The organism is Piscinibacter sp. XHJ-5 (assembly GCF_029855045.1).
Lineage (GTDB): Bacteria > Pseudomonadota > Gammaproteobacteria > Burkholderiales > Burkholderiaceae_C > Albitalea.
In genome coordinates, this window is record NZ_CP123228.1 from 1,578,512 (window position 1) to 1,600,072 (window position 21,561).

At 70.5% G+C, this 21,561-nt stretch carries 15 protein-coding genes; 8 read left to right on the forward strand and 7 right to left on the reverse strand.

What is annotated here, in order from left to right; translation table 11 throughout:
* The first annotated feature begins 5 nt into the window (after positions 1-5).
* Both P7V53_RS07455 and P7V53_RS07460 read left to right on the forward strand, forming a co-directional pair.
* Entirely contained in the window at positions 6-2,162 is a 2,157-nt protein-coding gene (locus P7V53_RS07455) for a 3-hydroxyacyl-CoA dehydrogenase NAD-binding domain-containing protein (RefSeq protein WP_280154851.1), read from the forward strand.
* A 33-nt stretch (positions 2,163-2,195) separates the two neighbouring features.
* Positions 2,196-2,960 carry a crotonase/enoyl-CoA hydratase family protein gene (locus P7V53_RS07460; protein ID WP_280154852.1) on the forward strand — a complete coding sequence of 255 codons (765 nt, stop codon included), beginning with the start codon at positions 2,196-2,198 and terminating at the stop codon, positions 2,958-2,960.
* Positions 2,961-2,972: 12 nt separating this feature from the next.
* On the opposite strand, the gene P7V53_RS07465 is transcribed toward P7V53_RS07460, so the two are convergent.
* The 4 genes from P7V53_RS07465 to P7V53_RS07480 all read right to left on the reverse strand — a co-directional run bounded on the left by P7V53_RS07465 (position 2,973) and on the right by P7V53_RS07480 (position 13,976).
* A complete protein-coding gene (locus P7V53_RS07465; RefSeq protein ID WP_280154853.1) occupies positions 2,973-4,133 on the reverse strand; it encodes a PHB depolymerase family esterase in 1,161 nt (386 codons plus the stop codon).
* Positions 4,134-4,263: 130 nt separating this feature from the next.
* Entirely contained in the window at positions 4,264-4,755 is a 492-nt protein-coding gene (locus tag P7V53_RS07470) for a polyhydroxyalkanoate granule-associated phasin (protein WP_280154854.1), read from the reverse strand.
* 70 nt (positions 4,756-4,825) lie between these two features.
* Positions 4,826-13,576: a glycoside hydrolase family 94 protein gene (locus P7V53_RS07475; RefSeq protein ID WP_280154855.1), complete on the reverse strand. Its 8,751-nt coding sequence runs from the start codon at positions 13,574-13,576 to the stop codon at positions 4,826-4,828.
* 187 nt (positions 13,577-13,763) lie between these two features.
* Positions 13,764-13,976 carry a DUF3606 domain-containing protein gene (locus P7V53_RS07480; protein WP_280154856.1) on the reverse strand — a complete coding sequence of 71 codons (213 nt, stop codon included), beginning with the start codon at positions 13,974-13,976 and terminating at the stop codon, positions 13,764-13,766.
* Positions 13,977-14,116: 140 nt separating this feature from the next.
* On the opposite strand from P7V53_RS07480, the gene P7V53_RS07485 reads away from it, so the two are divergent.
* Entirely contained in the window at positions 14,117-14,353 is a 237-nt protein-coding gene (locus P7V53_RS07485) for a hypothetical protein (protein ID WP_280154857.1), read from the forward strand.
* A 103-nt stretch (positions 14,354-14,456) separates the two neighbouring features.
* On the opposite strand, the gene P7V53_RS07490 is transcribed toward P7V53_RS07485, so the two are convergent.
* Positions 14,457-15,422, reverse strand: a complete 966-nt coding sequence (locus tag P7V53_RS07490) for a tripartite tricarboxylate transporter substrate binding protein (protein ID WP_280154858.1) — start codon at positions 15,420-15,422, stop codon at positions 14,457-14,459.
* 21 nt (positions 15,423-15,443) lie between these two features.
* Positions 15,444-17,024, reverse strand: a complete 1,581-nt coding sequence (mdlC, locus tag P7V53_RS07495) for a benzoylformate decarboxylase (RefSeq protein WP_280154859.1) — start codon at positions 17,022-17,024, stop codon at positions 15,444-15,446.
* 162 nt (positions 17,025-17,186) lie between these two features.
* On the opposite strand from mdlC, the gene P7V53_RS07500 reads away from it, so the two are divergent.
* From P7V53_RS07500 to P7V53_RS07520, 5 genes are all read left to right on the forward strand, one after another.
* Positions 17,187-18,458, forward strand: coding sequence for an RNA polymerase sigma factor (locus P7V53_RS07500; RefSeq protein ID WP_280154860.1), 1,272 nt, complete (start codon positions 17,187-17,189; stop codon positions 18,456-18,458).
* Between the two features lie 28 nt (positions 18,459-18,486).
* Entirely contained in the window at positions 18,487-19,281 is a 795-nt protein-coding gene (amrB, locus tag P7V53_RS07505; RefSeq protein ID WP_280154861.1) for an AmmeMemoRadiSam system protein B, read from the forward strand.
* A complete protein-coding gene (gene amrS / locus P7V53_RS07510) occupies positions 19,278-20,354 on the forward strand; it encodes an AmmeMemoRadiSam system radical SAM enzyme (protein WP_280154862.1) in 1,077 nt (358 codons plus the stop codon). The genes amrB and amrS overlap by 4 nt, the downstream gene beginning before the upstream one ends.
* A 135-nt stretch (positions 20,355-20,489) precedes the next feature.
* Entirely contained in the window at positions 20,490-20,861 is a 372-nt protein-coding gene (locus P7V53_RS07515; RefSeq protein ID WP_280154863.1) for a hypothetical protein, read from the forward strand.
* Between the two features lie 99 nt (positions 20,862-20,960).
* The gene (locus P7V53_RS07520) at positions 20,961-21,191 is read left to right on the forward strand and encodes a hypothetical protein (protein ID WP_280154864.1); all 231 of its coding nucleotides are present in this window, start codon (positions 20,961-20,963) and stop codon (positions 21,189-21,191) included.
* Between the two features lie 37 nt (positions 21,192-21,228).
* Here the strand turns inward: P7V53_RS07520 and P7V53_RS07525 are convergent, their stop codons facing one another.
* Positions 21,229-21,480 carry a hypothetical protein gene (locus tag P7V53_RS07525; RefSeq protein WP_280154865.1) on the reverse strand — a complete coding sequence of 84 codons (252 nt, stop codon included), beginning with the start codon at positions 21,478-21,480 and terminating at the stop codon, positions 21,229-21,231.
* Positions 21,481-21,561: the final 81 nt, after the last annotated feature.

Sequence of the window (21,561 nt, forward strand, 5' to 3'; positions counted from 1 at the left end):
GCAACATGCAGACGATTCGCCACGAGCTCGCCGACGGCATCGCCACCGTCACCTTCGACGAGCCCGGCTCCGCCGTCAACACCATGTGCCTGGCCTTGCAGCAGGATCTCACCGAGGTCGTCTCGCGCATCGTTGCCGACAGGGCCGGGCTGAAGGGCATCGTGCTGCAGTCGGCGAAGCCGACCTTCTTCGCTGGCGCCGATCTGAAGTCGCTGATGCGCCTGACCGAAGCCGATGCGCAGCAGGGCTTTCGCGAGATCGAGCAGATGAAGAAGAACTTCCGCGCGCTCGAGACGCTGGGCCTGCCGGTGGTGGCCTGCCTCAACGGCTCGGCGCTCGGCGGCGGCTGGGAGGTCGCGCTGGCGGCGCATCACCGCATCGCGGTCGACGAGGGCCGTGCGCAGTTCGGTCTGCCCGAGGTCACGCTGGGCCTGATTCCCGGCGGCAGCGGCATCACGAAGATGACCCGCCTGCTGGGCCTGCTGGGCGCGCAGCCCTACCTGGTCGAAGGCAGGACCTTCGGTGCACGCGAAGGCCAGCGCCTCGGTCTGATCCACGAGCTGGTGCCCGATGCCGCGGCCTTGCGTGAACGCGCGCTGGCCTGGATCGCCGGGCATCCGCACGCGCGCCAGCCGTGGGACGAGAAGGGCTACAAGATCCCGGGCGGCACGCCGGCGCATCCCTCGGTCGCGGCGGCGCTGTCGGTGGCGCCGGCGATGCTGCGCAAGACCACCCGCGGGCTGTATCCCGCACCCGAGGCGGCGCTGTCGGCCATGGTCGAAGGCGCGCTGGTGGACGTCGACACCGCGTTGCGAATCGAAAGCCGCTACCTGGCCAAGCTGATGGCCGGCGCCAACGCGCGGGCCATGATCAGCGCCTTCTTCTTCGACTTGAACGCCATCAAGTCCGGACGCTCCCGCCCGCAGGGCGTGGCGCGCAGCCAGCCGCGCAGGATCGGCGTGCTGGGCGCCGGCATGATGGGCGCGGGCATCGCCTGGGCCAACGCGTCGCACGGCATCCCGACGGTGCTGAAGGACCTGAGCCTCGACAAGGCCGAGGCCGGCAGGGCCTGCAGCGCCCGGATCGCGGAGGCGCTCGTGGCCAAGGGCCGCATGACGATGACCGAGCAGTCCGCGCTGCTCGAGCGCATCCGTCCCACCGCGCGCAACGGCGACCTGGCAGGCTGCGACCTCATCATCGAGGCGGTGTTCGAGAACCGCGCGCTGAAGGCCGAGGTGACCCGGGCCGCGGAGCCGCTGCTGGAGCCGGCGAACGGCTTCGCGACCGGCGTCTTCGCCTCCAACACCTCCACCCTGCCGATCGGCGGCCTGGCGGCGGCCAGTGCGCGGCCCGAGAAGTTCATCGGCATCCACTTCTTCTCGCCGGTCGACAAGATGAAGCTGGTCGAGATCATCCGCGGCCGGCAGACCGACGACGAGACGGTGGCGCGCGCCTACGACTATGTGCAGGCGATCGGCAAGCTGCCCATCGTCGTCAACGACTCGCGCGGGTTCTTCACCAGCCGCGTGTTCGGCACCTTCGTGATGGAGGGCGCGGCGATGCTGGGCGAAGGCATTCCCGCGGCGGTGATCGAGAACGCGGGCATGCAGGCCGGCATGCCCGTCGGGCCGCTGGCGGTGCTCGACGAGACCTCGCTCGCGCTGTCGGTGCATGTGCTGGAGCAGACACGCGCGGACGCCGCGGCCGAGGGCCGCACCCATGCCGATAGCGCGGGCGAGCGGCTGGTCGAGCTGATGGTCAAGGAGCACAAGCGCCTCGGCCGCGCCGCCGGGGGCGGCTTCTACGACTACCCCGAAGGGGGGCGCAAGACGCTGTGGCCTTCGCTGAAGACCTTGTTCGAGCGGCCCGGCGCGCCCTGGGACCTCGCCGAGCTGAAGGACCGGCTGCTCTGGCGCCAGTCCATCGAGACGGCGCGCTGCCTGCACGAGGGCGTGCTGAACTCGGTGCACGAGGCCAACATCGGCTCGATCTTCGGCATCGGCTTTCCGGCGTGGACCGGCGGCGCGCTGCAGTTCGTCTATGGCATGGGCATCGCCCGCTTCGCCGAACGCGCGGCGCAGCTCGCCGAGAAGCACGGCGGGGGCTTCGCAATGACGCCGCAGCTCATCGAGACGCTGGAGGAGCGCCAGCCTCGGTACTAGCGGGTGGAGATGGTGAATACGCCGGAGTCGCGCATGGACACCGTGTCTTACGAACGCCGTGGATGCACGGCGCTGGTCAGCATCCGCCGCCCCGAACGCCGCAACGCCGTCGATGCGCCGACGGCCCTGGCGCTGGCCGATGCGTTTCGCCGCTTCGACGCCGACGAGGCGGCGCACGTCGCGGTGCTGCACGGCGAAGGCGGGAGCTTCTGCGCCGGCGCCGACCTGCAGGCGATCAGCGAAGGCCGCGGCAACCGGCTCGATGCAGCGGGCGACGCACCCATGGGTCCGACGCGCATGCGTCTGTCCAAGCCTGTCATCGCTGCCATCGAAGGCCATGCGGTCGCGGGCGGCCTCGAGCTCGCGCTGTGGTGCGACCTGCGCGTGATCGCCGACGATGCGGTGATGGGCGTCTTCTGCCGCCGCTTCGGAGTGCCGCTGATCGACGGCGGCACGGTACGCCTCGCGCGCCTCGTCGGCCAGTCGCGCGCGATGGACCTGGTGCTCACCGGGCGCTTGGTCGATGCGCGCGAGGCGTTGGCCATGGGTCTGGCGAACCGCGGGGCGGCGCCAGGTCGTGCCTTGCAGACGGCGCTCGCATGGGCCGAGGAGCTGGCCGCGCTGCCGCAGGTGTGCTTGCGCAACGATCGGCTGTCGCTGCTGGAGCAGTGGGGATTGCCGCAAGACGAGGCGATGCAGCGCGAATTCGAGCGGGGAATGCGAACCTTGGCGAGCGGCGAGAGCGTGGAGGGCGCCACGCGCTTCGCACGAGGCGCGGGCCGGCACGGCAGCGCGTGATCGAGCCCGGCGTCACCGCCGCGAATGCGCCATGAAGAAACGCAGCATCTGCGCCGACGCATCCGGCCCCAGTGGATCGGTGTAGGACCCCGTGGGGCTGCCGCCCGACCAGGCGTGGTCGCCGCCATGCACCAGCCAATGCTCGGCATCGCAGCGCCCCTCGGCATCGAGATGCAGGGTGCGGGTGAACGCCCGCCCGCCGCTGACCTCGCCGGTTTCCACCGCCATCCTGCCGCCCCGGCTTGCATCGAGCTGCGCCGCAGAGCTCCAGCGAACCCTGGCGATGAGCTCCTCTCCGTTGTCCGGATGCACCGTCGTGTCCAGGTCGCCATGGAACACGATGAGCGGCAGCTGCGCCTGCGTGGCGGAAGACAGTCGCGCGCGCTGCGCGGGAGGGCCGTGGCGCATCGCGCGCAGGGCGGTGGCCAGGTTGCGCGCCACCGCGTGCGGCAGGCCGGAGTGGATGCCGACCGCGGCGTACAGGTCGGGGTAGGTGGCGGCCATCACCGCGGCCATCGCCCCGCCGGCGGACAGGCCGGCGATGTAGACACGGGATGGATCGATGTGCTGCGTGGCGATGATGTGGCGCGTCATGCCGGCGATCAGCGACGGCTCGCCGCGGTCGCGCTGCTGGTCGCCCTCGTGGAACCAGTTCCAGCACCCCAGCGGGTTGGCCGACTGCACCTGACCCGGGTACAGCACCACGACATCCTGGACCAGCGCCAGCTCGTTCATGCGCGTGCCCGCGGCGAAGTCCACCGGGTGTTGGCGGCAGCCATGCAGCATCACCAGCAGCGGCCGTGCGTGGCCGGTGTCGGCACCGGGCACGAAGAGCTTGTAGGGGCGCGTGCCGGCCGCGAGCGTGAACGAGCCGTCGCTGAATTCGCCACGGCGTGGCGGCGCGGGCGCTTCCACCCGCGGCTCGACCACCGGCGGGGCCAGCTCGACCACGTCGCCATCGTTGCTGCCGCTGCGCCATGCCGGCCGGTCGGGCATCCGCTCGGGATCTGTTGGTGTCGACGGCGCTTCCAGCGCCGGAGCGCGGACGGGCGTCGGCCGCTGCGCTTCGGCGGCCGGCTGGCCGATGCGGCGCATGGCCGCTGCCACGCGCTGCAGCCATCGCGCGCACACGCGCTCCAGGCGCTGCCACCGCATGCGCAGAGCTTGCTTCACGTCAGATCCCCTCGATGCCGGCCAGCATAACTCTCGCGCCCCCGGAATGCCTTGCGCTGCATCGAGATCGTCAGGGCACCCTCTCGATTCCTGACCGGCCGTTGAAGGATCCGCGGCCCAAGTAGGCGCTCTAGCGCCGCCCCAGCCGCTTCGCGTTGGCCGTGGCCCGCGAATGGATCGGCTTCAAGCCGTGTTTCGCCACCCGCGCGGTCGCGTCCGACATCCTCTCGGCCGACTTCGCCGAAGCCGAAACGGACTTGGCCAGCGCCACCTGTCGTTGCATCAGCTGCGGCAGCGTGCGGCTGCCCGCCATCGACATCCATGCGGTCCCGGCGGCCACCGCGTCCTGCCATGCCTTCATCGCGAGCCGGGTGTTCATCTGCGCGATCTGCTGGCCCATCGCCCACAGCGACTCGCCCGCGGCTTCCACCTTCTCCAGTCCCATGCGGGTGAACTCGCGGCGGTCGCGTGCGTTCGGCGAATGGCCGGCAGCGGCCATGCGACCGGTGCGGTGGGCGATCACCTGGGCTGACGAGGTGAGCATCTCGCCGGTGCGCAGCGCCAGGTCGTTCCAGAGCACGAAGGGCACGGGGGCGACGGGAAGTCGCGGCTTGCGGGGCATGGTGGTTCCTTGAGAAGGGGAGCACGATCGACTCGCCGCGATCGCATCGGTTCGGCGGCGTTGCAAAGCGTCACTTCGCCGCCGCGACCTCACGCGCTGCGGCAGGCACCGGCTGGACCTCGACGACACGCACGATCACCTCGCGCCGGCGGCCGTCGTCGACCAGGGGCAGGCGCCTGCCGGGCAGCGTTCGGCCTTCCAGCATCACCTCGTCGGCCGCACCGCGCTCGATGCGCAGGCGGTACGGTGTCTCGCGGAAGCGGTAGTCCACGTCGAAGCCGGACCAGTCGGCGGGCAGCAGCGGGCTGATCTCGAGGAAGGCGCCTTCCTCGGTGATGGACAGGTGCAGCCCGAGCAGCGACTCGACGACCAGCCGGTACATCCAGCCGGCCGAGCCGGTGTACCAGGTCCACCCGCCGCGGCCGGTGTGCGGCGCGACGCTGTAGACGTCGGCTGCCACCACATAAGGCTCCACCTTGTAGGTCGCGACGTCTTCCGGCGTGCGGCCGTGGTGCAGCGGGTTGATGAGGTCCATCAGCCACCAGGCACGCGGTGCGTCGCCGAGCGCGGCGAAGGCCATCGTGGCCCACACCGCGCTGTGGGTGTACTGGCCGCCGTTCTCGCGCACGCCCGGCACGTAGCCGGCGATGTAGCCGGGATTGGGTCCCTTGCGGTCGAACGGCGGATCGAGCAGCTGCACGATGCCGTGCTCGGGCCGCACCAGGCGCGCGGCCATCGAGTCCATCGCCTGCAGCGCCCGCTGCGGGTCGGCCACGCCCGACAGGACGGACCAGCTCTGCGCGATCGAGTCGATCTGGCACTCGGGGTTGTCCTTCGAGCCCAGCGGCGTGCCGTCGTCGAAATAGGCGCGGCGATACCACTCTCCGTCCCAGGCGTTGGCCTCGAGCCGCTGGCCGAGGTGCTCGCGCTCCTGCTCGCAGTGCTGGGCGAAGGCCTCGTCGCCATGGCGGCGCGCCAGGGCGGAGAACTGGCGCAGCACTTCGCACAGGAAGAAGCCGAGCCACACGCTCTCGCCGGTGCCGTGCAGGCCGACGGTGTTCATGCCGTCGTTCCAGTCGCCCGCACCCATCAGCGGCAGGCCGTGCGGACCGAAGCGCAGGCCGTGCAGCACCGCGCGCACCGCGTGCTGGTACAGGCTCGCGGAATGGATGGAGCGGCCCGGCAGGTCGTAGTAGGACTCCTCGTTGTGCGGCACCGGCCGGCCCTCGAGGAAGGGCACCATCTCGGTGAGCACGCCGGTGTCGTGCGTCGCCTGCACGTAGCGGCACAGCGCCAGCGGCAGCCACAGGTAGTCGTCGTTGATGCGGGTGCGCACGCCGCGTCCCCACGGGGGATGCCACCAGTGCTGCACGTCGCCCTCGACGAACTGCCGGCTGGCCGCGAGCAGCAGGTGCTCGCGCAGGAGCCAGGGCCGCGTGTGCACCAGCGCCATCGCGTCCTGCAGCTGGTCGCGGAAGCCGTACGCGCCGCCGGACTGGTAGTAGCCGCTGCGTCCCCAGATGCGGCAGCCCAGCGTCTGGTACATCAGCCAGCCGTTGGCCAGCAGGTTCAGCGCGGCGTCCGGCGTGCGCACCTGCACCGCGCCGAGCGTGTGCTGCCAGTGCTCGGTGACCGCTTCGAAGGCCTCGCGCACCGCCGCACTGCCGCGGAAGCGCTGCACGAGCTGCCCGGCCTCGTCGGCGCTGCGGCCCATGCCGAGGCGGAACACCACCTCGCGGCTCTGGCCGGGCTCGAGGTCGAAGGGCACCTGGAAGGCCGCGCATGGATCGAGCGCGGGCCCCACGCGGCCGGACAGGCGCATGCGGCGCAGGGCCGCCGGCCGGCGCAGGGAGCCGTTGCGGCCGATGAACTCGGCGCGGTCGCACGTGAGGGTGGCGAACAGGCGATCGCCCTCGTCGATGTCGAAGAAGCCGACCCAGTCGCCGTATTCGTTGTTGTAGCGGTTGCGCGCATAGACGGCGCCGTTGTCCGCCGCGATGTCGGTGGTGATGTGGGGCGCGGTCTTCTCGCGCAGGTCGCCGAGCACCCACTCGACGTAGCCGGTGGCCGACAGCCGCCGTGCGCGCTCGCCGAGGTTGCGCAGCACGAGCCGCGAGAACTTGACCGCCGCGTCCATCGCGACGAACACCGTCAGCTCGCTGCGGATGCCGGCCTCCTCGTGCTCGAAGACGCTGTAGCCGAAGCCGTGCCGCGCGACGTAGGGCGGCGCGCTGTCGTCCGGCAGGTCGCCCGGCGACGGCAGCGAGGTCGGATGCCACACCTGGCCGCTTTCCTCGTCGCGCAGGAAGATGGCCTCGCCGCCGGCATCGGTGACCGGATCGTTGTGCCACGGCGTGAGCCGCAGCTCGTGCGCGTTCTCGCACCAGGTGTAGCCGCTGCCCGCCTCGGAGACGATGGTGCCGAAGCGCGGATTGGCGATCACGTTCACCCATGGCGCCGGCGGCCGTCGCGCCGCAGGCGGGGCGATGACGTACTCGCGGCCGTCGCTCGAGAAGCCGCCGTAGCCGTTGAACAGCAGCAGCCCGCGCGTCGCCGAGCGCGTGGTTCCGGGAACCGTCTCCTCGGGCGGACGCGTCGCCACGAACGGCCCGACGCGGCGCTCCACCGCGGGCTTGACATTGACCTGCTCGGCCAGGCTGCCGTGGCGGTCGGTGATGATCACGCGCGCCACCGACTGCAGCAGCACGCGGTCCTCGGCCGCGATCTGCTCCGCATGGCGCACGAAGACGCCGCCGGGCCTGTCGACCACGTGCGCCTCGATGCTGACCGCGATGAGTCCCAGGATCTGCTCCTGCAGCCGCTGCCGGTAGACGTCGTGCTCCTCGTTCCAGATGACGAGGTCGACCACCAGGCCCTTCATGCGCCACCAGGCGTGCGCCTGCACCATCTTGCGCACCAGGTCGATGTTGGCCGCTTCGCTGATCTGCAGCAGCACGATCGGCAGGTCGCCGGAGATCGAGTAGCCCCACAGCCCCGACTGGCCGCGTCGGTTGCGCAGCAGCAGGCTGGCGTCGGCACGCAGCGTGGGCTGCGAATGCACGATGGCGCTCGCCAGGCGGGCGTACAGCTGGGTGTCCGACTCGTTCGCGTTGAGCTGGCGCAGGATCACCTGGCTGTGCGTCCAGGCGAGCTCGAACACCCGGTCGGCGAGCCGGCGGTCGACGTGCTTGCGCAGCAGCGCGATGCAGGCGTCGCGCGTCTCGGCCATGCCGTAGACGATGTCGACGATGGCCGTCTGGTCGGGATCGAGCGTGACCACGCGGCGCGTCGCCGCGACCGGGTCGAGCACCGAGCCGGCGCTGTTGCTCAGCGGCCCGCGCTCGCGCATGGCCTGCGGCGCATGCAGGCTGCGACCGCGCCCGATGAAGCGTGTGCGGTCGGTCTCGTGCGTGGCCGGCGTGGCCTGCGCGCCGTGCACCGCCATCAGGTGGAACATGTGCGGCGGCTGCTCCTCGGCGGACCGTGGCCGGCGCGTGCACAGCAGCGCCGGCGGGTCGTCAGTCAGCTCGGTCTGCACGAACAGCTTGCTGAACGCCGGGTGCTGGGCGTCGGCGGCGGCCGGCGTGAGCACGACCTCGGTGTAGCTGGTCACCTCGATGCTGCGCCGCGAGCGGCTCAGGTTGGTGATGCGCAGCCGGCGCAGCTCGATGTCGTCCTCCGGCGAGACGACGATCTCGGTGTAGGCGTCGATGCCCTGGTCGCGGCGCCGGAACTCGGCGCGGCCCTCGGAGAAGATGGCCTCGTAGTGGTCGGACTTCCACTGCGTCGGCTGATGCGTGGTCGACCAGAACGTGCCGGTCTCGGCGTCGCGCAGGTAGCAGAAGCTGCCCCAGGCGTCGCAGGTGCCGTCCTCGCGCCAGCGCGTGACGGCGAAGTCCTTCCAGCGGCTCGAGCCCGCGCCCGAGTTGGTCACCATCACGTGGTAGCGCCCGTTGGACAGCAGCTGCACTTCGGGCGACGGCGTGTCGGCGGTGATCACCCGCAGCGGCATCTCGGGCGTCACGACGCCGCGCATCTCGGCGCGATCGGCGGTGTGCGCGTGGAACGGAACGGCGCGCGGGATGCGCTCCTGCAGCAGCAGCAGGGTCGCCTGCAGCTGCGGGTCGGACTCGAAGCGCTTCTGCATCGGCTGGTCGAGCAGCAGATGCGCCAGCGAGAGCAGGCTCATGCCCTGGTGATGCGCCATGTATGAGCGCACCACCGCGCCATTCTGGCCCCGCGGAACACGCGACGGCGTGTAGTCGATCGCCTCGTAGTACCCGAAGGCTCCCGCAAGTCCTTCCTGCGCCAGCCGCAGCAGGTTGTGGTAGGACGCCTTCGGATCCACCATCAGCGCCATCACGGTGGCGTAAGGCGCGACCACCAGGTCCTCGGCCAGTCCGCGCTTCAGGCCGAGCCCGGGCACGCCGAACGCGCGGTACTGATAGTTGAGGTGGGTGTCGGTGGCGTTGTAGCCCGATTCCGAGATGCCCCACGGCACGCCGCGCTGCTTGCCATAGCGGATCTGCCGGTCCACCGCCGCGCGCACCGTCTGGTCGAGCAGCGTGTTCTCGTAGCTCGGCATGACCAGCATCGGCATCAGGTACTCGAACATCGAGCCGCTCCACGACATCAGGATCGGCTTGCCGTCGAGCGTGTTCAGCATGCGGCCCAGCGCGAACCAGCTGTCCTGCTGCACCTGGCCCTGCGCGATGACGACGAAGCTGGTGAGCCGGACCTCCGAGGCGAGCAGGTCGTAGTGGCCGGCGTCGCGGCGGTGCTCGTCGACGTTGTAGCCGATGGCCATCAGGTCGCGCGACTGGTCGTAGAGGAAGCCGTAGTCCATGCTGGCGCCCGCGCCGGCGCGGTCGGCCAGCGCCCGCAGCGTGCTGCAGCGCGCGAGCAGCGGCGTGATCTCCCAGGCCGACGACACGCTGTGCGTGGTGGCGGCCGGCGCAAGGAAGCTCAGCTCCGCCAGCGCGTCGACGCACTGCGCGTCCAGTGCGTGCGACCAGCGCAGCGCTTCGGCATGCGCGCGCCGCCGAAGCTCGTCGTTGGCGTCGGCCGGCGGCGGATTGGCCGAGACCCAGTCGACGATCTCGGTCGCGCAGGCGTGCAGCGCCTCGAAGGCCGTGGCCATGTTGTACGGCGTGAGCGGCGGGTCGGCCAGCGCCTGGTTCAGCAGGAATTCGAAGCGCAGCAGCGGGCTGCCGGTGACGTCGGTGCGTGCGGCGAGCTTGAGCAGCGCGAGCGTGTCGGCAAAGCCGTTGAGCATCCGAGGCAGCTGGGGCATGCCGTCCGCGAGCTGGCGCAGCCCGGCCCGCAGGGTGAGCAGGCTGCCCGCGAGGTTTCCGCTGTCCACGGTGGAGACATAGGCCGGGCGCAGCGGCTGCAGCGTCTGCGTGTCGTACCAGTTGAGCCAGTGGCCCTCGTGGCGATGCAGCTTGTCCATCGTGTCCAGCGTCGCCGTCGTGCGCTCGATCAGCTTGCCGAGGCTGATGTAGCCGAAGTCGTAGGCGGCCAGATTGGCGAGCAGCGACAGCCCGATGTTGGTCGGCGAGGTGCGGTGCGCAATGCGCTCGACCGGGTGCTCCTGCATGTTGTCGGGCGGCAGGTGGTTGTCCTGCGGGCCGACGAAGGTCTCGAAGAACGCCCACGTGCGGCGCGACAGCATGCGCAGGAAGCCGGTCTCGACGGCGGTCAGCGTGACCGGGTGCCGCACCAGCGGCCGGTTGATCCACCAGACGGCCAGCGGCGACACCAGCCACAGCAGGAGGATGGGCACGGCGACCGGCAGGGCGGCGGGCCGATAGGTCGCGAGCGCGACGAAGGTCACCATGGCCAGCGTGGGCGCGGCCCACATCCGCTGGAGCGTCCCCACGAAGTCGGGCAGCCCCTGGGCCGCGGGACGCCGCGCCAGCTCGGACGACGGCTGCCACTGCAGCAGTCGCCGCCGCGTGAAGCCCAGCCGCACCAGCGTGCGCACGATCGCGTCGAGGCTGAACGCCGCTTCGTAGGGCAGGCAGGCCAGCGTCATCAGCGCCTGGCCGAGATGACCACCCACCGACGGCAGCAGCGCGGCCGCATGCTGTCCGGGTCCCAGCTCCTCGGGCTTGCGCAGCAGGTCTCCCAGCGCGATGACCAGCGGCGGCAGGAACAGCACGGCGAGGCCCGCAACCGTCCACAGCCACGCAGGCTGCAGGACGCTCCAGCCCAGCACGAGAAGCGCCGTCAGGGCCGTCGGCGTGAGGCTGCGTCGCAGGTTGTCGACGATCTTCCAGCGCGACAGGGCCGACAGCGGGTTGCGCACGCGGATGCGGCGCTGCTCGGGGCCTTCGGGCAGCGGCACCCGCACCGTCGGCATCAGCCAGCCGATGATCTGCCAGTCGCCGCGGATCCAGCGGTGCCGCCGGTTGACGTCGGCGTCGTAGCGCGCGGGCGTTTCCTCGACGAGCTGGACGTCGCTCAGCAGGCCGGAGCGGGCGTAGCAGCCTTCGAGCAGGTCATGGCTGAGGATGCGGTTCTCGGGCAGCCGTCCACCCAGCACGTGCTCGAAGGCGTCGACGTCGTAGATCCCCTTGCCGATGAAGGAGCCTTCGTCGAACAAATCCTGGTACACGTCGGACACCGCCCGGGTGTAGGGATCGATGCCCGGTTCGCCGCCGAAGAGTCGGCCGTAGCGCGTGCGGTTGGCGCCAGGCAGGCTGACCCCCACGCGCGGCTGCAGGATGCCGTGCCCGCCGACCACCACCGGTGCCTCCTGCCGGCCGCCCAGCCGCGGCCGGTTCAGCGGGTGCGCCATCGCGGCGACCAGCTGCCACGCGGTGTCGCGCGGCAGCTGCGAGTCGGTGTCCAGCGTGATCACGTAGCGAACGCCGGAGAGTTGCGACGTGTCGCCGACGATCAGCGAGAAGCGATCGGCGGCCGACGCGTCCCGCAGCAGGGCGTTCAGGTCGGCCAGCTTGCCGCGCTTTCGCTCGTAGCCCATCCACACGCGCTCCTGCGGATTCCAGCGGCGCGGGCGGTGGAAGAGGAAGAAGCGGTCGCCACCGTTCGCTTCCGACGTGGGCTCGCGGTATTTCTGATTCAGCGACTCGATCAGGCTGCGCGCGTGCCGCACCAGCATGTCGTCGTCGCCGCGGCGCTCCTCGTGCCAGTCGAGGAAGTCGGTCAGCAGGCCGAAATGCAGCTGCGCATCGCGGTTGGCCAGGAAGCGCACCTCGAGCGCTTCGGCCAGGTCGTCGATGGCGGCCTCGCTGCTCAGCATGGTCGGCACCACCACCAGCGTGCGCGAGTTCGACGGAATGCCGAACGAGAAGTCCATGCGCGGCATGTGGCGCGGCGCCACCAGCATGCTCGCGGCCCAGTTGACCAGCGCCACGCTCAGCTGGCTTGCGGCCAGCAGCAACGCCACGGCGGCGCCCGCCAGCCACCAGCCCGGCGGCACGGTGGTGAAGGGCCGCTGTCCGCTGTCAGAGGCCCACAGCACGGTCGCGATGCCGAGCAGCAGCGTGAGCATCAGGATGCTGCCGGCGTACAGCACCACCGGGCGGCGGTCGCAGGCGCGGCGGGTCCGCTGCCACGGCGACAGCCGTACCTGCGCCACGCGCTCGAGCACCGGGCGTCCTTCGTCGACGAGGTAGTGGCCGACGTGCGCCTCGTGCTGCCGGCCGGGCACCGGGTGGGAGGCGGCCTCCGTCGCCAGGTCCAGCGCCGCCTGCGCGAGCTCGTGCTCGGCGAGTCCGCATCGCTTGGCCATCTGCTCCACCGCATGCCGGTAGTCGTCACGGGTGGCGAAGTCCATGCGGGCATAGACGTCGGCCGGATCGTGGCGCAGCGTCTGCTCCACATGCGACAGCGTCTCGACGAACTCGCGCCAGTCCATCGACCCCAGCAGGCGCAGGCTGCCGATGCTGTTGCTGACCGACACCTGCGCGGCGGCCTGCGACTGCGCCTCGAGCTGCACCAGCTGCTCGATGTTCTGGTGCGACTCGGCCAGCCGCTGCTCCACCCACGACAGCGGCAGCGCCAGCGCGGCGCTGCGCGCATGCAGCCGGCGCGCGAGCTCGGCGACGAAGGGGCCGGTCATCGGCGGGTCGGAGCGCGCCATGTCGGCGATGACGAGGATCAATCCCTTCGGATCCTTCTCCGCCACATCGAGCATGCGCTCGGCCCAGCTGTTGGCGAGCTCTCGCTGCTTCAGTGCCGCGGCGATGTGCACGGCGACGCGGCGCAGGTTCTCGATCAGCGCGAGCCGCAGCATGATCGGGATCGCCCACAGCTCGCCGATCTTGAGCACCTTGACGGTCTGGTACGACGAGACGAATCGGGTCAGCGTCCCGCGGCCCAGCTTGCCGTCGCCGTGGGCCACCGCCTGCAGCGCGAGGTCGTACACCCGCGGCACGCCGGCCGACGGGCCACCGCGCAGCCGCGGCAACTCACGGCTGTAGCCGGGCGGCAGGTGGCGCTTGGCGGTGCGGATCTCCTCTTCGATCAGGTAGAAGTTGTCGAGCAGCCATTCGCCGGCAGGCGTGATGCGGCGCTGGGTCTCGGCCGCGTGCGAAAGCTGGTCGCACACCTCGACCAGCACTTTTTCGTTCGCGGCCAAGCGCGGCAGCAGGCGGTCGGCGGCGCGCGCGAAGGTCAGGTCGTGGGCAGCGGCGAGGACCTTGCCGTGCTGCGCCATCTGGTCGGCCGTGAACAGCTCGAGCCTGAGCGGCGCTTCCTCGCCGCCGACCCAGGCGCCGAGCGCCGCGTCCTGCAATCGGTGGGGACCGACCAGGGTGTGGACCGTGGTCCAGAGCCAGCTCGTCGCCTTCACAAGTCCTCCGCAAGGTGGTCTTCTGCGTGGCGGGCAGCGCGCAGCGCGCCGGGGGGCCAGTGTAAGAGCCGGGGGCAGCGAGCGGGCAGCGAAATGCCCTCAATGGCGCTGCAAGAATTGCACGCCGGTGCGTGCGTTCGGCACGGCGGGAGTCACCCGCCGCGGCGAACATCTCGAAACGGGTTCGTCAGCGTTCGCGGTGCTTGGATCCGCTGCGCTCGCTGCGTCCCTTCAGGAACTGCTCGACCCGGTCGGCCTGGTCGCCGACCGCCTGGACGGCTTCCTTGACCTGCTCCGGGCTGACGCCGAATTTCTTCGACCAGTCGCGCAGTTCGTAATCCTCGTTGACATCGATGCGGGTGCGGTCGCTGCCGCCACGGTTCTTCAGGTTGTCGGGCATGGAACACCTCCGGTGATGCGCGGGATATCCCGTACCGGCAACCAGCATGCCCATGACCCCGAATCAACCCCTAGACCCTGGAACTATCGGGACTTGCCTATATCTCGGACAATCGACGTTTCCGGAGTACCCCCCACACCATGGCCAAAGACGAGATCAAGACGACCATCGATTCGGATGGACTGCGCTATCGCTCCAAACCCGCAGGGTCGCCCTTCGGCTCGGCGGGCGCCTTCACCACGGCCACGATGTCGTGCTTTTTGTGCGGCAAGCACCGCCCGCGAGCGTCGCTGAAAGGCCGCAAGCTGCTGGGGCGAACCCAGTTCGTGTGCTCGCCGTCATGCAAGGAGCTGGCGGAAGCCGAGAAGAAGGGTTGAAGCAAAGGGGCCTGCGAATGCAGGCCCCTTTCGCTTCAGCCCGACATCGAGCAACTGAATTCCTCTCCGTGTTCTCTGGGATTTCTCCAGAGAAGGTCCAGCGTCAATCGCCGACGATCCTGCGCTCCTTGACGATGGCGCCGAAGCGCTTCGAATCCTCCTGCGCCTTGGCGGCGAACTGCGCCGGCGTCATCGGGGCTGGCACCCCGCCCAGCGCGGTGATGCGATCGCGCACCGGCTGCGTGCCGAGGGCGCGGTTGATCTCGCGGTTCAGCTTGTCGATCACCTCCGGCGGCGTTCCGGCCGGGGCGTAGATGCCGAACACCGTGTCCGCGTCGAAGCCTTTCAGGCCCGCTTCGTCCAGGGTCGGCGCGTCGGGAAACAGCGGCGAGCGCCTCGGGCTGCCCACCGCGAGCAGCTTGAGGCGGCCGGCCTGCACGTGCGGCAGGCCGATCCCCGGGTCCATCGCGAAGTCGATCTGGCCGCCCAGCAGGTCGGTGAGCGCCGGCGCGGCGCCGCGATAGGGCACGTGCACGGCGAAGACGCCGGCCTGGCTCTTCATCATCTCCACCGCCAGATGCGGCGAGCTGCCGTTGCCGGGCGAACCGTAGCTCAGCTTTCCCGGATGCGCTTTCAGGTAGGCGAGGAACTCGCCGACGCTGCGAGCGGGGAATTCGGGCTTGACCACCAGGAACACCAGCACGCGCGCAGCCGCGGCAACCGGCGCCAGGTCCCTGGTGGGATCGAACGGCATCTTCGGATAGATGTGCGGATTGACCGACACCATGCCGCCCGAGCTCATCAGCAGGGTGTAGCCGTCGGGCGGCGACTTCGCGACCGCGTCGCCGCCGACATTGCCGCCCGAGCCGCCCTTGTTCTCGACGACCACCGGCTGGCCGAGCGCTTCCTGCAGCGGCTGAGCGATGGCGCGCGCGATCTGGTCGGCGGCACCGCCGGGCGGGAAGTTCACGATCAGCCTGATCGGCTTGCCGGGGTACGGCTGGGCGCCCGCGAGCAGCGGCCACAGGGCCGCCGCGATCACCGCGAGCCATCGTTTCGGGTCGGGCATGGCTGTGCCTCCTGAGGGTTCCTAGGCCACGACGATTTCCACCAGCGCAGGTCCCTGCGAGCGCAAGGCCGCCTGCAGCGCCGGGCGAAGCTCGCCCGGCTGCTCGACGCGAACGCCGTCCACGCCATGGCCGCGCGCCAGAGCCACGAAATCGAGCCCGGCGAGATCGGTGCCGGCCAGCGCCTCGCCCGGGCCGAAGCCGAAGGTCGGGGCGAACTCCTGCAGCGCGGCGTAACGACGGTTGTTGAGGATCACGAAGGTGATGGGCAGGCGCCGCTGCGCCGCGCTCCACAGGGCCTGGATGGCGTACATCGCCGAGCCGTCGCCGACCAGCGCGATCACCCGCTCCTGTGGCTTGGCCAGCGCCACGCCCACGGCGGCCGGCAGGCCGAAGCCGAGGCCGCCGCTGGCCATCGTGTAGAAGGTCTCGCTGCGCAGCGTCGGCAGGTATTGCTGCAGCACCGGCCGTGCGCTGGGCGCTTCCTCGACGACGATCTGCTCCGGGGTGCGCAGCTCGGCCAGCGTCTGCAGCGCGAAAGCCACCGACATCGGCGAGCTCGGCGCGGCGCGCGGCGGGGCGGCGCCGCGCGCCGGCATCGCGCGCTGCCGCGGCGCCGGGCGCAGCAGCAGCTCCTGCACCGCCATCCGCACGCTGCCCACCGCCGACGTGCCCAGCGGCGTCCAGGCTGCAACCTCGGGGTCCTCCACGATCTGGTAGAGCGATGCGCCGGCCGGCACATGCGGGCCGGCGCCTTCGACGTGGTAGGTGAATGCGGGCGCGCCCAGCACCAACACCAGGTCGCTGCCTTGCAGCAGCGCGACGATCCTCTCGCGCATCGCGGGCAGGAAGCCGGCGAACTGCGGGTGGTCCTCGGGGAAGCCGCAGCGCGCCGACATCGGCGCGGTGAAGACGCGTGCGCGGTGCCGCTCGACCAGCGCCACGACCGCGTCCCAGGCGCCGTCGCGGTCCACGCCGGCGCCGATGATGAAGGCCGGCTGCTCGCAGGCATCGAGGGCGCTGCCGAGGGTCGCCAGCACCTGCGGGTCGGCACGCAGGCTCGTGCCGACCGTGCGCGGCGGCACCGGCTCGCAGCGCCGCGACCAGTCGTCGGCCGGCACCGACACCAGCACCGGGCCGCACGGCGGCTGCATGGCGACGTGGTAGGCGCGTGCGATGGCCAGCGGCACGTCCTCTGCCCGCGCCGGCTCGCAGCTCCACTTGACGTAGGGCTTCGGCAGCTCGGTGGCCTGCGCGGAGAACAGGAAGGGGTCGAACGGCAGGATGGCGCGCGCCTGCTGTCCTGCGGTGATCACCAGCGGCGTGCGGTTCTTCCAGGCGGTGAAGATCGCCCCCATCGCATGGCCCACGCCGGCGGCCGAATGCAGGTTGACGAAGGCGGCGTTGCGCGTGGCGGCCGCATGGCCGTCGGCCATGCCGACGACCACCGATTCCTGCAGACCGAGCACGTACTCGAAGTCCTCGGGAAAGTCGAGGAAGAGCGGCAGCTCGGTCGATCCGGGATTGCCGAAGATGCGGCGCATGCCCAAGCCGCGCAGCAGCTCGAGCACGGACTCGCGCACGGTGAGGGAAGAGGGGGTCATGGCAGGTGGCAGGCGCGAAAAGGCGAAGTGTCGCGTTCGCGGGTTCATCCATCAATATCATGGACGCGCCAAGCGATGTCCATGCGATGCATTTCAACGAATGTCGATTCCGGCGTCGCCGGTTCGTCGTGTCGGTGAGGATCACCAGGAAGGACATTTCCCGTGACGGCATCTCCCACCCACCGCGCCATCGAAGCCGTGTGGCGAATCGAGTCGGCCAAGATCATCGCCAGCGTCGCGCGCATGGTGCGCGATGTGGGCCTGGCCGAGGAGCTGGCGCAGGACGCGCTCGTCATCGCGCTCGAGCAATGGCCCGACAAGGGCGTGCCCGACAACCCGGGCGCGTGGCTGATGACCACCGCCAAGCACCGAGCACTCGACCGGCTGCGCCACCAGCAGATGTCGCAGCAGAAGCACGAGGAGCTGGGCCACGAGATGGACGCACGGCAGGAGCTCATCGTGCCCGACTTCACCGACTCGCTCGACGACGACATCGGCGACGACCTGCTGCGGCTGATCTTCACCGCCTGCCATCCGCTGCTGTCGTCCGACGCGCGCATCGCGCTGACCCTGCGCCTGCTGGGCGGCCTGACCACCGACGAGATCGCGCGTGCCTTCCTGGTGCCCGAGCCGACCATCGCGCAGCGCATCGTGCGGGCCAAGCGCACGCTGTCGGAGGCCAAGGTGCCGTTCGAGGTGCCGCGAAAGGAGGAACTCGCGTCACGGCTCGACTCGGTGCTGGGCGTGCTGTATCTCGTGTTCAACGAGGGCTATTCGGCCACCGCTGGCGACGACTGGATGCGCCCTTCGCTGTGCGATGAAGCGCTGCGCCTGGGGCGCGTGCTGGCCGAGCTGATGCCCGCCGAGCCCGAAGTCCACGGGCTGGTCGCGCTGATGGAGATCCAGGCGTCGCGCACGCATGCGCGCACCGGCCCCGAAGGCGAGCCCATCCTGCTGCTGGACCAGAACCGCGCGCGCTGGGACCACATGCTCATCCGCCGCGGCCTGGTCGCGCTGGAGCGCGCGGAGCGCCTGGTGGCGACGCAAGGGCACGGGCCCTATGCCCTGCAGGCCGCCATTGCGGCGTGCCATGCGCGCGCCAAGACCGCCGAAGAGACCGACTGGGCGCGCATCGCGGCGCTGTACGACGCGCTCTCGCAGACACGACCTTCGCCCATCGTCGAACTGAACCGCGCGGTGGCGGTGGCCATGGCCTACGGCCCCGAGGCCGGGCTGGAGCTGGTCGATGCCATCGTGGCGCAATCGCAGCTCGCCGGCTATCACCTGCTGCCGGCGGTGCGCGGCGACCTGCTGGCAAAGCTGGGGCGGCCGTCGGAGGCGGCGCAGGAGTTCGAGCGGGCGGCGGGGTTGACGCGCAACGCCCGGGAGCAGGAGTTGCTGCGCAGGCGGGCGGCTGCTTGCGCGAAGTCATGAGCCTACACTCGTCGCAGGAGGTGAAGTCATGCCTTCCTCGACCCGAGCGCCGGCCGTGGCCGGCTCCTTCTACCCGGCAGATTCGGGCAGGCTGAACGACCAGCTCGTGCAGTTGCTCGCCGAGGTCGACGATCCCGGCGGTCCGCCGCCCAAGATGCTGCTGGTGCCGCACGCCGGCTATGTCTATTCCGGTCCGGTGGCGGCCCACGCCTATGCGCGCCTGACGGGATCGCGCATCGAACGCGTGGTGCTGCTGGGACCGGCGCATCGGGTGCCGCTTCGCGGGCTGGCCGCGCCGACGGCGGAAGAATTCGAGACACCGCTGGGGCGAGTCGTCATCGACCGTGCCGCGATGGCGCAGCTGCAGGACCTGCCGCAGGTGGTGGCCAACGATGGCGCGCATGCGCTGGAGCACTCGCTGGAAGTGCAGCTGCCGTTCTTGCAGAACGTGCTGGGCGACTTCATGCTGGTGCCGCTGGCCGTCGGTGATGCCTCTGGCGACGAGGTCGCCGAAGTGCTCGACCGTCTCTGGGGCGGCGACGAGACGCTGATCGTGATCAGCTCGGACCTCTCGCACTACCTGCCCTGCGCCCAGGCGCGGCGCCTCGACGGCGCGACCATCGCCCGCGTCCTGGCGCTCGAAGCCGGCATCGGGACCGACGAGGCCTGCGGCGCCTTCGCGCTGAATGGCGCGCTGCAGGTCGCGCATCGCCGCCGTCTCCGGGCACGGCTGCTCGATCTGCGCAACTCGGGCGACACGGCCGGCGACAGCAGCCGCGTCGTCGGCTACGCGGCGGTCGCCTTCGACGAGCCCGCGCCATGAACCACCCCGCGCGCTGGTGGCACCGGCTCGACGACGGCCGCGTGCAGTGCGACCTGTGCCCTCGCGATTGCCGGCTGCACGAGGGCCAGCGCGGCCTGTGCTTCGTGCGCCAGCGTGTCGGCGACGCGATGGTGCTCACCACCTACGGGCGCAGCTCCGGCTTCTGCATCGACCCGATCGAGAAGAAGCCGCTGAACCATTTCCTGCCCGGCTCCAGCGTGTTCTCGTTCGGCACGGCGGGCTGCAACCTCGCCTGCAAGTTCTGCCAGAACTGGGACATCTCCAAGAGCCGGGAGATGGATCGGCTGATGGACGCGGCGTCACCCGAACGCATCGCCGAGGCGGCGGGGCGATGCGGTGCCGACAGCGTGGCCTTCACCTACAACGACCCGGTGATCTTCGCCGAGTACGCCATGGACACGGCCGACGCCTGCCATGCGCGCGGCTTGAAGACGGTGGCCGTCACGGCGGGCTACATGCATGCCGGGCCCCGACTGGCCTTCTACGAGAAGATGGACGCGGCCAATGTGGACCTGAAAGCCTTCACCGAGGCCTTCTACTTCCAGCAGACCGGCGCTCACCTGGCGCCGGTCCTGGACACGCTGCAATTCGTGGCGCACGAGACCGATTGCTGGCTCGAGATCACGACGCTGCTGATCCCGGGCCACAACGACAGCGTGGCCGAGATCGAGGCCGAGAGCCGCTGGATCGCCGACCGCCTGGGGCCGGACGTGCCGCTGCACTTCACCGCCTTCCACCCCGACTACAAGATGCTCGATGTCCCGCCCACGCCGCCGGCAACGCTGGCACGGGCCCGCGAGATCGCACGGGCCCACGGCCTGCGCTATGTCTACACCGGCAACGTGCACGACCTCGACGGCGGCACCACCTGCTGTCCCGGCTGCGGCGCCGCGCTGGTGGTGCGCGACTGGCATGAGGTGCTGCGCTGCGATCTCGACGAGAGCGGCGTCTGCCCGCGCTGCGCCACGCCCGTCGCCGGCCGTTTCGCCCGCCGCGCCTCGACCTTCGGACGGCGCCGGGTGCCGGTCCGCGTGGCCGTCGCGGCCCCGTGAACGATCCGCTCCGTTTCCCGCCATGCGGAAGAACGCCGGGTGAAGGCGCGGCGATGAGCCGCCGACCCCTTGGTTGAGGGGACACCCGCACATCAGGTGTGGGGCGTGGCCGGGCTGGCCCGCAGAATTCCGACCATGCTGGTCGATGTCGTCTGTCTGCGCCGCGAAGGCGTCAAGCTGCCTGCGGAGGAGCTTCGCTCCGTCACGCCGGTTCGCGCCTTCCTGACCATCGACACCGTGACGCTGGGTCCGCCGGTGCCGCAGGCGCCTCGCGTGCGCAAGGACGTGGCCCGGCTCTGGCAGTGCGACCTGTGCGACGAGATCCCGCAGCCGCTCGACGGCCTGGAATGTGCCCGCGTCAGCCGCGTGGGCGGCGACGCGCTGCTGCTGGTGGGCGTCGAGCGCCGCGATGGCTCGGCCGACGAGGCTGCGCACCCCCAGGCCTGGTGGTGCCGCGTGGTGCTCGACGCCGAGGCGCCGCTGTCGCAGGCACCGCACGCCGTCTGAGCGGTCGAGCCTCGCCGCGTCGCGCGGCACCCCTCAATCAAGCGCCCCTTGACCGGGCGATAGACCCCGCCCCGAGTTGCGGCATGTAATGGCTTCACCATGCTGAAGCTCAACACCCGCACCCAGACGCCCCGCTCCCTGGTCACCGAACGCCGCGTTCAATGGAGCCTCAACGGCTTCGGCGCGGTGCTACTCGTCTACGTGGTCGGATCCGCGGCGCTGGAAGTGGTGCCGGACGGCGAGGACCGTGCGATGTGGCTGGGCCTCGGGGTCTTGTTCTCGGTGCTGGGCATGGCGGTGGGCGCGGCGCTGGCGGCCTTGTCGGACTGACGAGGCCCCCGTTGCGGGAGCCGTTGCGTCGGCTCGTTCAGCAGGCCAGGCGATAGCGCTTCTCCACGATCAGCTCCCGGCCTTTGCCCAGCGCATAGACGAGGGCCGATTCGGGCGACGGCCAGTGGTAGCCGCCGGCCAGCGACGCTTCGCGGAATGCTTCGGCCGGTGTCGCGTCGCCACGCACGCGGCGGATCACCACCGCGGCCACATACCCTTCGCCGAATTGGCCGCCGGTGGCTTCGGCACAGATGCGGTAGTCGCCTTCGTCTCGTTCCACGAACTGCATGGTCGTCCTCCTCAACGCAAGGGGTGAATGATGCAAGGCATGCAGACATACGAACATCGGCCGGTGGGGGGATGCATCGCC

Bases quoted from the DNA above. Each gene is read 5' to 3' on its own strand.
- P7V53_RS07455 (WP_280154851.1), top strand. From the start codon at position 6: ATGCAGACGATTCGCCACGAGCTCGCCGACGGCATCGCCACCGTCACC.
- P7V53_RS07460 (WP_280154852.1), top strand. From the start codon at position 2,196: ATGGACACCGTGTCTTACGAACGCCGTGGATGCACGGCGCTGGTCAGC.
- P7V53_RS07470 (WP_280154854.1), bottom strand. From the start codon at position 4,755: ATGCCCCGCAAGCCGCGACTTCCCGTCGCCCCCGTGCCCTTCGTGCTC.
- P7V53_RS07480 (WP_280154856.1), bottom strand. From the start codon at position 13,976: ATGCCCGACAACCTGAAGAACCGTGGCGGCAGCGACCGCACCCGCATC.
- P7V53_RS07485 (WP_280154857.1), top strand. From the start codon at position 14,117: ATGGCCAAAGACGAGATCAAGACGACCATCGATTCGGATGGACTGCGC.
- P7V53_RS07490 (WP_280154858.1), bottom strand. From the start codon at position 15,422: ATGCCCGACCCGAAACGATGGCTCGCGGTGATCGCGGCGGCCCTGTGG.
- mdlC (WP_280154859.1), bottom strand. From the start codon at position 17,024: ATGACCCCCTCTTCCCTCACCGTGCGCGAGTCCGTGCTCGAGCTGCTG.
- amrB (WP_280154861.1), top strand. From the start codon at position 18,487: ATGCCTTCCTCGACCCGAGCGCCGGCCGTGGCCGGCTCCTTCTACCCG.
- amrS (WP_280154862.1), top strand. From the start codon at position 19,278: ATGAACCACCCCGCGCGCTGGTGGCACCGGCTCGACGACGGCCGCGTG.
- P7V53_RS07515 (WP_280154863.1), top strand. From the start codon at position 20,490: ATGCTGGTCGATGTCGTCTGTCTGCGCCGCGAAGGCGTCAAGCTGCCT.
- P7V53_RS07520 (WP_280154864.1), top strand. From the start codon at position 20,961: ATGCTGAAGCTCAACACCCGCACCCAGACGCCCCGCTCCCTGGTCACC.
- P7V53_RS07525 (WP_280154865.1), bottom strand. From the start codon at position 21,480: ATGCAGTTCGTGGAACGAGACGAAGGCGACTACCGCATCTGTGCCGAA.